Source organism: Bacteroides congonensis, from assembly GCF_900130125.1.
In the GTDB taxonomy this organism is placed as follows: domain Bacteria; phylum Bacteroidota; class Bacteroidia; order Bacteroidales; family Bacteroidaceae; genus Bacteroides; species Bacteroides congonensis.
The window spans coordinates 1277896-1291254 of record NZ_FQXY01000010.1; the positions used below are offsets into that span (position 1 = coordinate 1277896).

Here is a 13359-nt window from a genome sequence, read left to right on the forward strand (position 1 = left end):
GAATTGACATATGATGAAAAGAAGAATAACTTTCATGCTAAGCAGTTTACCTTTATTAAGCCAATCCGTTTTAGCAGATATACCACATAAGAATCCTAATGTGTTATTTATTTGTATAGATGATTTAAGGCAGGAACTGGGATGTTATGGTTCTGTGGCACAGACTCCGAACTTAGATAAATTAGCAGATAGAGGAAGTCTTTTTTTTCATCATTATGTTCAGGTCCCGACTAGTGGCGCTTCGCGTGCAAGTATGTTGACCGGTCAGTTGCCTAAAAAAAAACAGGATTTGTCGAATGAGGCTTGCCAATTAAATCTTTCGAATAAAGGAGAAGAGGAACAGCCAGAGACAATGTTTCATCATTTGCGTCGTAATGGTTATTATACGGTAGGAATAGGTAAGATCAGTCATTATGCTGATGGCTATCTGTATGGTTATATGCATCCTAAAAGTGATCGTCTGGAATTGGCTTATAGTTGGGATGAGATGCTTTTTGATGCGGGAAAATGGGGGACTGGTTGGAATGCATTTTTTGGATACGCGGATGGTAGCAATCGACAAAGCCGTAATAGGCAAGTTCCGCCTTATGAGTGTGCGGATGTGTCGGACGAGGGTTATCCGGATGGATTAACGACGAATTTGGCTGTTGAGAAATTGAGGGAGCTTTCTAAACAAGAAAAGACTTTTTGTTTGGCTGTAGGTTTTTTCAAACCACATCTACCATTTACTGCTCCTAAGAAATATTGGGATTTATATGATGAGGATACACTACCTCTTGCTGCTGTTCCCCAAATACCTGAAGGAACTCATCGCTTTGCTTTGCATAATAGTAATGAGTTTAATGGGTATTTAAAGGGTGATGAAAAAGTATCTTTGGATAAGACTGCTTCGGATACTTATAGCCGGAAGTTGCGTCACGCTTATTTTGCATGTGTCAGTTATATTGATGCTCAAGTTGGAAAAATATTGGATGAGTTGGAACGGCTTGGAGAAATGAATAATACTATTATAATAGTATGGGGGGATCATGGCTGGCATTTGGGTGAACAGCGGGTATGGGGAAAACATACATTAATGGAAGCCTCATTATGTAGTACATTGATAATAAAAGCACCTCATTTATGTAAGGCTGTTAAGAATCGTCGTATTGTAAGCTCGATTGATATTTATCCAACTTTAATGGATCTTTGTGGAATCTCTGTTCCAAATGGTTTGGATGGACATAGTTTAGTGAAACTGCTGAATGATCCCAAAGAGAGTTCGTGGCAAGAGGCTGCCTATAGTTATTTTAATAATGGTATTACTGTGAGAACTCCAAAGTATAGATTGACACGTTATTGGCATGAGAGGAAGTATGTTTCTGAATTATATAATTATCATGTGGATAAATTAGAGAAAAAGAATATATTTGATACAGAGAGGAAAAGTGTTGTCAAGAAATTGATGGGAATTTGGGAGAAAGGATGTACATGGGACCTTGCTTGTGACTCTATTAGGAGATGAATCTATTTTTTTGTTACATTTTATTACTACATAAAGAAATAGTTATTGGGAATAAGACGAATAAATGTAGTAGTTATGTAAGAATCATTTGAGATATGCATATTCCTTTGTTAAAGACTATTTGTAGATTTAGTTAGAGGTTGTGCCAGCATTTTGACACAACCTCATTTGAAAGGTGAATACTATTGTAAAAAAGGAATTCTTGAGACGTTTTTTTTATTTATTGGGATATTTATCTTATCTTATGTGATAAAAGGGGCTTATTTTTGCGTCATTAATCTTAATGTGGATAATATGATAAAACGATTATTTTTCTTTTTGGCAGTGTTACTAAATGTTTTGTTCCTTTTTGCTCAAAAGGAAGAAGCTGTTGTAGGAAAAGTTAATGGTTTGAAAGATATAGAGGTTGCATGTTATTATTTTCCGAATTATCATACAAGAAGTAAGGATGATCCTCGTATTAGTAATCAGCATTGGGAAAACTGGTCAGAATGGGAGTTGGTAAAGCGAGCTAAACCTCGGTTTGAAGGACATCATCAACCGAATGTTCCGGCATGGGGATATACTGATGAAAAGGATCCGAAAGTAATGAAGAAAAAAATACAAGTGGCTGTGGAACATGGCATTGATGTCTTTATTTTTGATTGGTATAATTACAATGGAAAGCCTTTTCTAAATCGTTGTTTGGATGAAGGTTTTCTACATGCGAAAAACTGTCAGAGAATAAAATTTGCTCTTATGTGGGCTAATCATGATTGGCAAGATTTATATCCATATACGTTAGGTGAGGAACCGGATTGGTTATATTCAGGGAAAGTAACCTCTGAAAGTTTCGATAAGATTGGAGATGAACTAATCAGAAACTATTTTACGCAGCCTAATTATTGGAAAATAGATGGGAAGGCATACTTCTCAATTTATGATATTCAGAAGTTTATAGAAGGTTTTGGCTCTTTGGAAGCTACACGTAAGAATATGGATCAACTTCGTGAAAAAGCCGTGAAAGCAGGGTTGAATGGTGTTCATTGGAATTTGATTGCTTGGGGAATGCCAATTCTTTCAGCGCAGGATGCCCCCAAAGATATCCCTTCTTTGATTAAGGTCTTAGGCTTTGACTCTGCTACTTCTTATGTCTGGATTCATCATGCGTGGTTGGACAAACCACAAACAGATTATAATTATGTGAGAGACCAGTATTTTGCTCATTGGGAAAAAGCAAGAAAAACCTATAATGTTCCATATTATCCGAATGTAACAATGGGGTGGGATCCTACGCCACGAACTAATCAAGATAAACCATGGAAAGGAAACCAGATGTATCCTTATACCAATATTATTGGCAATAATACTCCGGAGAATTTTAGAAAAGCATTGCAAATGACCAAAGAGGTTTTACTGAATAATCCGGATTCTCCCAATATCTTGAATATCAATTGTTGGAATGAGTGGACAGAAGGTAGTTATTTAGAGCCTGACATGGTACATGGAACGGCTTATTTGGATGTAGTGAAAGAGGTAATGGGTGAGTAATGTATGAGATTTGAAATGTATAATATATAATAATGAAAATGTATGAATAGAAATTTAGTGAATCGTATAGGAAAACTAATTGTTTTGCTGTTAATTGTAGGATTACTTCCTGCTTATGCGCAGAAAAAAGGAAAAGAAAAAGTAAATCGTCTGCCGGATGATTTGGAAGCACTGGCGGGTGACCCTTCTTTATTGAAGAAGCCTGCAGGATTAACAGTTGCTGCTTACGCTTTCCCCAATTATCATGCTTCTGCCTTGCATAATAAAATATATTCGCAGGGTTGGACGGAATATAATCTGATTAGAAGTGCCCGTCCTTGGTTTGAGGGACATCAACAGCCACGTACTCCTTTATTGGGAGAATTGGATGAAAGTAAACCTTCTACTTGGGAAACTTATAATAAGCTTTGTAAGCAAAGTGGTATTGATGTCTTGATTTGGGACTGGTATTGGTATGATGGTAAGCCTTGTTTACATGAAGCGTTGGAGAATGGTTTTTTGGAAGCTAGTAATACAAAAGACGTAAAGTTCGCTTGTATGTGGACCAACCATCCTTGGTATGTATTGTATCCTACGAAACGTACTGACGGTAGTAATGCTTATCCTCCTAGTTATGATGCTCCTGATTTCTCTAAGGAAGAATGTTGGAAAAGCCTTTCTTATATGATTTCTCGCTATTGTCATTTGGATAATTATTGGCGAATTGATGGTAAACCTGTTATCTGTATTTGGGATGCCCGTCGTTTGGAGTCTAAATTAGGCGTTTCCGGAGTGAAACAATTATTTGCAGAACTGACAGATTATGCTAAGAAATTGGGACATAAAGGGCTGCATTTCCATGTAACAGGTTTCAGTTGTGGGAATATGAAGGAAGAGGGTTATGATACTGTGGGTTCTTACAATCCGATGGACTGGATTGCCGGTCGTTTTCAACCGAAAGAAATCGAATTGCCTGATTACGGCACTGTTGCAGCTGATGTAGCGTTCAAACTTTGGGACGAGCATCATGGTCAGTTTGACATTCCTTATATTCCGGCAGTAGCTCCTGGCTGGGACTCTACACCGCGATATATTGCTCCTGCCAATCGTCCTGAAAAGCCGAATCGCAGCCAATGGCCTGCATGTACTATTTTTAAGAATGAGAATCCTGCTTCGTTTAAGGCATTCGTGCAGTCTTCTTTCGTGTATTTGAACAAGCATCCTGAAGTACCACGTATATTGACTATCGCTTGTTTTAATGAATGGTCTGAGGGACACTACTTGTTGCCGGATAACCGTTTTGGTTATGGAATGTTGGATGCGCTTGGAGAAGCATTGGGTAAGGAAAGCAACCATCGGAAACATGGAAAATAAATATATGAAAAAATTGGTTTTGATAGAAGCGCTTCTTGCCATAAGCCTTTCGCTTATGGCAGGAGGGCCTGCTAAGACTTATAAGAATCCGGTGGTGAATTATAGTCTGCCTGATCCTAGTGTGATTAAGGGAGATGATGGCTATTTCTATCTGTATGCAACGGAAGATATCCGGAACTTACCGATTCACCGCTCTAAGGATTTGGTTAGTTGGGAGTCTGTTGGTACCGCTTTTACCTCTGATACGCGTCCTACCTTCGAACCGAAAGGAAATTTGTGGGCTCCCGATATAAATAAGATAGGCAATAAATATGTGCTTTATTATTCAATGTCCCGTTGGGGAGGGGAATGGACTTGCGGGATTGGTGTAGCCGTGGCCGATAGTCCGAAAGGCCCTTTTAAGGATCACGGAATGATGTTCAGGAGCAATGAAATCGGAGTCAAGAACTCGATTGATCCTTTCTATATAGAGGATGGAGGGAAGAAATATCTGTTTTTGGGAAGTTTCCGTGGAATCTATGGGGTGGAACTGACGGAGGATGGATTAGCGGTAAAACCGGGTGCGGAGAAGAAGCAAATAGCCGGAACCGCTTATGAAGGAACTTATATTCATAAAAGGAAGGATTATTACTATATGTTTGCTTCTACCGGAACTTGTTGTGAGGGACTGAAGAGTACTTATCAGACAGTGATAGGACGTTCTAAATCCTTATGGGGACCTTATCAGGACAAGCAAGGGAAGTCTATGCTGGAAAATAACCACGAAATCCTGATTCATAAAAATAAGAGTTTTGTCGGTGTAGGACACAATGCAGAATTAGTGACGGATAAAGCTGGTAATGATTGGATTCTGTATCATGGGGTGAGTGTTGCCAATCCTCATGGAAGAGTATTATTGTTAGATAGAGTTGATTGGAAAAGTGGATGGCCTGTGGTGAAAGGTAATTCTACTTCTATCGAATCTAAGAGACCAAAATTATAAAGAAGGGTTTGAAATGGATAGGGTTAATCATAACAGAATGGTAAAAAGATTGTTTATGGTATTGTCGGGCTGGGTGATGGGAGGGACATTGGCGTTCTCCCAGAATCAACCGACGGCGATTGTACAGAAGGAAGCTTATTTCCCAATGAAGGAAGTTCGTCTGTTGGATAGCCCTTTCCAGACTCTTCAACAGAAAGGAAAAGAATATCTTCTTTGGCTAAATCCAGATTCTTTGCTTCATTTCTATCGGATAGAAGCGGGGTTGCCGTCAAAAGCTGAGGCTTATGCCGGCTGGGAATCGCAGGATGTATGGGGAGCAGGTCCTCTACGGGGAGGATTTCTCGGATTTTATCTTTCTTCAGTATCGATGATGTATCAGTCGACAGGTGATAAAGAACTGCTAAGACGATTGAAATATGTGTTGAAAGAATTAGAACTCTGTCAGGAAACCGGCAAAGACGGTTTTTTGTTAGGGGTAAAAGATGGTAGAAAACTATTCCGGGAAGTAGCATCGGGGAAGATAAAGACCAGTAATCCTACGGTCAATGGTGTTTGGGCTCCTGTTTATCTGATTAATAAGATGTTGCTTGGACTTGCTGCCGCATATACCCAATGTGACTTGAAAGAAGCGCTACCGATATTGATTCGGCTGGCCGATTGGTTTGGCTATCAAGTATTAGACAAATTGACGGATGAACAGATTCAACAATTATTAGTTTGTGAGCATGGCTCGATTAATGAATCTTATGTCGAGGCTTATGAGTTGACAGGGCAGAAGCGCTTTCTTGATTGGGCTCTTCGTTTGAATGATCGGGCTATGTGGGTTCCTTTGTCCGAGGGAAAAGATATTTTATTTGGTTGGCACGCCAATACGCAGATTCCGAAATTTACAGGTTTTCATAAGTACTATATGTTTACCGGCGATCAGCGCTTTCTTGCCGCAGCTACTAATTTTTGGGATATCGTGAAGCAGAATCATACCTGGGTGATAGGTGGAAACAGTACCGGAGAGCATTTCTTCTCCAAGAAAGAGTTTATAGAGAGAATGCTCCATATTAGCGGGCCGGAAACGTGCAATTCTGTAAATATGTTGCGTCTGACTGAATCTCTGTTCAGTCAGCAACCGGATGCGACTAAAGCGGCATACTATGAAAGAACCTTGTTCAATCATATTTTGTCGGCATATGATCCGGTGAAAGGCATGTGCTGTTATTTTACTTCCATGCGGCCGGGGCATTATCGTATCTATGCTTCACGCGACAGTTCCTTCTGGTGTTGTGGACATACCGGACTGGAAAGTCCGGCAAAATTGGGTAAGTTTATTTACAGTCATAGAGTGACGGATGTTCATGAAGAGAAAGAAATTAGAGTGAATCTGTTCATCCCTTCAGTTCTTTCCTGGCACGAAGGTGGAGTTGAACTTATTCAGCGAAATCGGATTCCGGAGTCCGAACAGGTTGACTTTGCATTAAATTTAAAGAAAAAGCAGAAACTGGTTTTGCGCGTTCGCAAACCGGATTGGACTGATAAAGCCACTTTCATGATTAATGGAAAGGAAGAAGAGCCCCTGCTTGGCAGTGATGGATATTGGATAATAGACAGAGTATGGGAACGGAAGAATGTGATAACATTGCGGCTTCCGATGCATATATACACAGAAAATTTAATAGGCACCGACCGTTATGTCGCGTTGCTATATGGGCCTTACGTGCTTGCCGGACGTATGGGAACGGAAAATATGCCCGCTACTTTTTGGGGAAAGATGAATAATACGGCAATGAACGAGATAGACATGGCAAAGATTCCGGCTTTCAGAGAATCTGCCGGGCAGATTCCGGCTCATGTAAAGGCTGTTCTTGAAGGAAATACATTGAAGTTCGGCATAAACATGAAAGGTTTTGAGAATATAGTGCTGGAACCTTTTTATAAAGTTCATTTTGAACGTTATGCGGTATACTGGCCGATAGTTCATTAGGTTTTGAATGGGAATGGAAGTATAATAGAACATATATAATAGGTATGAGAATGATATTAAGGACATTTGTAGGTTGTGCAGCAGTCTTATTTGGTACTGTCTGCATGGGAGCGGTAAGGTATGTTCCTGAAAATGTGAAGGTAGAGCTATCTTTAAAGGTTCCGGGTAATGATGCTGTGGATTACAAACTGTATCCGGACAAGTTGGAGAATAGTTATTTTGATTATGAATGGCGTTCGGAAGGCAAACTTCCGATGACGGTCTTTCATAAGGTGGAAGAGCGGCAAGGACGTACGCGGTTGACGGTGCAACTTACTGCCGCAGAGGACGTCTACTTCAACTATCACCAATGGATGAATACAGGTTATCGTCATGATAACTGTCAGTTTTATATGCCCGGATTTTGGTATCGTCGCAATCTGCGTTCTCCTAAGGAAGCTCCCTCGTTTCATACATCAGATAGTTGGCTGGTTCGCGAAGATAGATTGAGTGCACCGCTTACAGGGATCTTTTACGAGAAAGAAAAGCGGTTTATGATAGTAAACCGTTTAGATGACTTTTCTATGGATGCTCTGACTACACATAAAGAAGGTGAGATAATTCTTTCAGGGAAGACCTCTTTGGGCTTTACCGGATTTGAAAATTGTCAAGGCATATCTATGATTTCTTTTGGCTTTCCTTATCGGGAAGCCCCTAAAAGTTATATCCGTAAATTGACATTGGCACCCAAGGTGGAAGCCTTCCAACTGATAAAGAAGGGCGAGTCGGTATTATTGACATGGGAAATAATGGAGAGTAGTGCGGATAATTTCTCAGATTTCGTTCAGTATACATGGGAGTATTGTTATGATACTTATGCTCCTAAACCAGTGGAAAGTTCATATTCGATAGCGGATATGAAACAGAAACTTAGCTGTTTTTTTGTAAATAGTTTGGTCGAGAATCAGCCGCTGGTTTATAATTCCGGCATACATCTCAAGACGGGCGACTGTGAGAAAAACGGGCAGGCTGAGGTCGGTTTTGTCGGTCGGGTACTTCTTAACGCGTTTAATGCATGGGAGTATGGCTGGCAATCGAACCGAGAAGAACTGAAGGCGAATAGCACTAAAATATTTAATAGTTATTTGAAGAATGGTTTTACACCAGTCGGGTTCTTCAAGGAATCTGTCAATTTTGATAAGGGATACGAGGAGCCAGTTCATAGCATTCGGCGGCAGTCGGAGGGGATATATGCCATATTCCATTTCTTGGCCTATGAGAAGGAGAATGGTCGTCGCCATCCAGAGTGGGAACAGAAAATAAAGGGGATGCTGGATATGTTTTTACGGTTGCAAAGTGCAGACGGTAGTTTTCCCCGTAAGTTTCGTGATGATTTCACGGTCGTCGATTCCAGTGGGGGAAGTACGCCTTCTGCTACGTTGCCATTGGTAATGGGGTACAAATATTTTAAAGATAAGCGTTACTTGGCCAGTGCAAAACGGACAGCTGATTATTTGGAGAAAGAGTTGATTTCAAATGCCGATTATTTTTCATCTACGTTGGATGCGAACTGTGAAGATAAAGAAGCTTCGCTTTATGCTGCTACTGCTACTTACTATCTTTCGTTAATAACGAAAGGAAAGGAACATAAGCATTATGCTGATTTGGCAAAAAAAGCTGCTTATTTTGCTCTGTCCTGGTATTATTTATGGGACGTTCCTTTCGCCCCGGGACAGATGTTGGGTGATGTAGGTCTTAAAACCCGTGGCTGGGGAAATGTTTCTGTAGAGAATAACCATATTGATGTTTTTGTTTTTGAATTTGCTTCTGTCCTTCAATGGTTGTCGAAAGAATATGCAGAACCTCGTATGGCTGATTTTGCGGAAGTGATATCTACATCTATGCGTCAGTTGTTACCATACGAAGGACATTTGTGTGGAGTAGCAAAATCCGGTTTCTATCCGGAGGTGGTTCAGCATACTAATTGGGATTATGGTAAGAACGGGAAGGGGTATTATAATGATATCTTTGCGCCGGGATGGACTGTTGCTTCTTTATGGGAACTGTTGACTCCGGGACGTGCGGAAAGGTTCTTGCTTGATTAAATAGAACAGAATCTATTGTTTATTGACCTGCTGATTTCCTACAGAACTAGGAAACTCTACTAGTTTTGCATCGAAACTTTAATATAAATATCATGATAAAGCATTTGATTTTCTTTTTAGTAGTATTATTTAATTGTTCGTGTCTGTTTGCGCAGTGGAAGCCGGCAGGAGAACGGATTCAGACAGAATGGGCATCTAAAATAAACGTCGGGAACGTATTACCCGAGTATCCGCGCCCTATTATGGAGCGTCCGGATTGGATGAATCTGAACGGATTATGGAATTATGCTATTTCTCCGCTGGGGCAAGCGGCTCCGCAGGAGTATGACGGTCAGATTTTAGTTCCTTTTGCCGTTGAATCCAGTTTGTCCGGTGTTGGAAAAATATTAGGAGATAAGAATGAATTGTGGTATCAGCGTAAGTTTACAGTTCCTGCAAAATGGAACGGAGAACGGATATTATTACATTTTGGGGCTGTTGACTGGAAAACGGATATATGGGTGAATCAAATAAAGATAGGTCAGCACACAGGTGGTTTTACTCCTTTTTCGTTCGATATAACTCCGGCTTTGCGAAATGGGGAGAACGAATTGGTGGTAAAAGTGTGGGACCCTACAGATAAAGGACCTCAACCTAGGGGAAAGCAGGTGAGTAGACCGGGAGGTATTTGGTACACGCCGGTCAGTGGCATTTGGCAGACGGTATGGTTAGAACCTGTGCCTGCAAAGGCTATCGTAAATATCAGAACAACACCTGACATTGATGCAAATAAATTGACTGTAGAAGTAGTAACGAATGAGAAGGGCGCTTCGGATAAAGTGGAAGTGAAAGTGTTCGAAGGAAAGCAGTTGGTAGCTAAGGGCAGTTCGATTAATGGTGTGGCAGTTGAGATAACGATGCCTGCTGATGTGAAGTTGTGGTCACCGGATTCTCCAACTTTATATGGTATGGAAATTTGTCTGTATACAGGGAATAAGTTGGTAGATAAGGTTGAAAGTTATGCTGCTATGCGTAAATATTCCACAAAGCGGGATGAAAACGGCATTGTACGTCTACAATTGAATAATAAAGATGTATTCCAGTTTGGACCTTTGGATCAAGGTTGGTGGCCCGATGGCTTATATACTGCCCCTTCGGATGAGGCTTTGGTTTATGATATTCAGAAGACGAAGGATTTAGGGTATAACATGATCCGTAAACATATAAAGGTAGAGCCTGCACGTTGGTATACGCATTGTGACCGTTTGGGCATAATAGTGTGGCAGGATATGCCAAGTGGGGATAAGAACCCGGAATGGCAGAACCGTAAATATTTTGAGGGAACAGAATTAAAGCGCTCTGTCGAATCAGAAGCTATCTTTCGCAAAGAATGGAAAGAAATTATTGACTGTCTTTACTCTTATCCTTGCATCGGCACATGGGTTCCTTTTAATGAAGCATGGGGGCAATTCAAAACCACTGAGATTGCAGAATGGACAAAGCAGTATGACTCGTCGCGTTTAGTGAACCCTGCCAGTGGTGGCAATCATTATACGTGTGGTGATATGCTTGACTTACATAACTATCCGGGACCGGAAATGTATATATATGATGCGCAGCGTGCAACGGTACTTGGGGAGTATGGTGGTATCGGATTGGTACTGAAAGACCATATCTGGGAGCCGAACCGCAATTGGGGGTACGTTCAGTTTAATACTTCTAAAGAAGCTACAGATGAATATTTGAAGTATGCTGACATGTTGAAAGGTATGATTGGACGAGGATTCTCTGCCGCTGTTTATACACAGACTACAGACGTTGAGGTAGAAGTTAACGGGTTGATGACATATGACCGTAAGGTGGTTAAGATGGATGAACAGCGATTGAAAAAGGTAAATACGGAAATATGTAATGTATTGAAGTAGTTTCCCTTTTTCTAAACAGAAAATCATGAAGCACTTGACAAATGCATTTTAATGTTGTATCTTTGTAGTTCAAGGAAATGGATTTCTGCCTGATAATAAATGAAAAATTAGATAAAAATGAATATAGAAGTAGTATAATATAGTGACAATTAGCCTCTTTCTTCTTGGGTTATACCAGAAGATAGAGTATTTGATATAGGCTAAGGCTGCGGATTTTATGGAATTCGCAGCCTTTTTTGTTGTAAAAAATAGACGATAAAATTCGGATTTACAATTTGAGAGTTTATAATAAACTTGGATACCGTTTTTAATAAACTGCTCAAGAATTTATTATAAATGTACCATACATTTATGTGCTAAACTGTAACGATTTTTGCGAGAACGTTTCCCTTAGTGTGGTATCTCTCGGGTTTGAGGTAATTATAGTACACAAATAGTGTGGTATCTTACTTTTACAAGATGGAGCGGAAGACGGCTTGTTATCCCGCCCAGTTCTCCCTATCCAGATTTCTATAACTGATCGCTTCCGCTAAATGTCCGGAAAGAATTTGCTCACTTCCTTCGAGATCGGCAATGGTGCGTGATACTTTCAATATCCTGTCATAGGCGCGGGCGGATAAATTGAGCCGATCCATTGCATTTTTTAATAAGGCGAGCCCTTTGTCATCCGGTCGGGCAAATAGTGACAGTAATTTGCTGTTCATCTGCGCATTGCAATAGATACCGGGGAATCCGGCATAGCGTTTTTCTTGTATCTGTCGGGCTTTAATGACCCGTTCACGGATGGATGCGCTGGACTCTCCTCTTCGTTGGTCGGAAATCTTATCAAAAGGAACAGGAATAATCTCAATCTGAATATCAATCCTGTCGAGCAAAGGGCCTGAAATCTTATTCAAGTATTTTTGTACCTGTCCGGGGCTGCAAACGCATGCTTTGGTCGGATGATTGTAGTAGCCGCAGGGGCAAGGGTTCATAGATGCCACTAATGTGAAACTGGCAGGATAGTCTACGCTACTTTTTACACGTGAGATGGTTATTCGTCTGTCTTCCAGTGGTTGACGTAGTACTTCAAGTACATTTTTCGAAAACTCTGGGAGTTCGTCTAGAAATAAAATGCCATTATGAGCCAGGCTTATCTCTCCCGGTTGGGGAAAGCTGCCACCGCCCACCATTGCAGATTGTGAGATGGTGTGGTGGGGAGATTGGAACGGACGTTGGGTTATTAGCGAAGAGTTCCGGTTCAATTTTCCGGCTACCGAGTGTATTTTGGTCGTTTCAAGGCTTTCTCCCAGAGAGAGTGGGGGAAGGATAGATGGTAATCGTTTGGCCATCATTGATTTCCCGCTTCCCGGGGCACCCACCATAATTATATTATGTCCGCCGGCTGCGGCTACTTCCAATGCCCTTTTTACATTCTCCTGCCCTTTTACATCAGCGAAATCAAATTCAAAGTTGCTTTGTCGGGTGTAGAATTCTTCCCGTGTATTGACGATGGTCGGTTCTAATTCCCGTTCGTTATTGAAAAATTCAATGACTTCTTTGATATTGCTGACACCATAAACTTTCAACTGATTGACGACAGCAGCCTCCCGCGCATTTTGTTGCGGGATGATTAATCCTTCAAATCCATCTTCACGGGCTTTGATGGCAATAGGGAGTGCCCCTTTGATGGGTTGTATGCTTCCATCGAGACTTAGTTCGCCCATTAACAGGTAGCGGGGGAATTTTTCAGCGGAGATGGTTTCATTCGCACCCAGCAGACCGATGGCAAGGGGCAAGTCGTAGGCTGACCCTTCTTTGCGGATATCTGCCGGCGCCATGTTGACTACCAGGTTACTGGTCGGCATTTTGTAACCATTGACTTGAAGTGCGGAAATGATACGCTGATGGCTTTCCTTGACCGCAGAATCCGGAAGGCCGACGAGATAGAACATACAGCCGCGCGAGCTGTTTACTTCGATTGTGATGAGTGTTGCATCAATACCTTGAACAGCCGCTCCGAATACTTTTATTAACACGTTTGGTTA

Annotated in this window: 8 protein-coding genes; 7 read left to right on the top strand and 1 reads right to left on the bottom strand. The window is 41.1% G+C overall.

What is annotated here, in order from left to right:
* The first annotated feature begins 10 nt into the window (after positions 1–10).
* The 7 genes from BQ7997_RS16100 (at position 11) to BQ7997_RS16130 (ending at position 11332) form a co-directional block, all read left to right on the top strand.
* Positions 11–1504, top strand: a complete 1494-nt coding sequence (locus BQ7997_RS16100) for a sulfatase (protein WP_235817308.1) — start codon at positions 11–13, stop codon at positions 1502–1504.
* 168 nt (positions 1505–1672) lie between these two features.
* Entirely contained in the window at positions 1673–3034 is a 1362-nt protein-coding gene (locus BQ7997_RS16105) for a glycosyltransferase WbsX family protein (RefSeq protein ID WP_235817309.1), read from the top strand.
* A 42-nt stretch (positions 3035–3076) separates the two neighbouring features.
* Complete coding sequence (locus tag BQ7997_RS16110; RefSeq protein WP_073347218.1) at positions 3077–4387, top strand: glycosyltransferase WbsX family protein; 1311 nt, start codon at positions 3077–3079, stop codon at positions 4385–4387.
* A 4-nt stretch (positions 4388–4391) separates the two neighbouring features.
* Entirely contained in the window at positions 4392–5369 is a 978-nt protein-coding gene (locus BQ7997_RS16115; RefSeq protein WP_073347477.1) for a family 43 glycosylhydrolase, read from the top strand.
* Between the two features lie 76 nt (positions 5370–5445).
* On the top strand, positions 5446–7344 hold the full coding sequence (locus BQ7997_RS16120) for a glycoside hydrolase family 127 protein (RefSeq protein WP_235817319.1): 1899 nt from the start codon (positions 5446–5448) through the stop codon (positions 7342–7344).
* A gap of 44 nt (positions 7345–7388) precedes the next feature.
* Complete coding sequence (locus tag BQ7997_RS16125) at positions 7389–9428, top strand: glycoside hydrolase family protein (protein WP_083589266.1); 2040 nt, start codon at positions 7389–7391, stop codon at positions 9426–9428.
* A 92-nt stretch (positions 9429–9520) separates the two neighbouring features.
* Positions 9521–11332: a glycoside hydrolase family 2 protein gene (locus BQ7997_RS16130; protein ID WP_073347221.1), complete on the top strand. Its 1812-nt coding sequence runs from the start codon at positions 9521–9523 to the stop codon at positions 11330–11332.
* Positions 11333–11811: 479 nt separating this feature from the next.
* Here the strand turns inward: BQ7997_RS16130 and BQ7997_RS16135 are convergent, their stop codons facing one another.
* Positions 11812–13350, bottom strand: coding sequence for a YifB family Mg chelatase-like AAA ATPase (locus BQ7997_RS16135; protein WP_073347222.1), 1539 nt, complete (start codon positions 13348–13350; stop codon positions 11812–11814).
* Positions 13351–13359 lie beyond the last annotated feature (9 nt).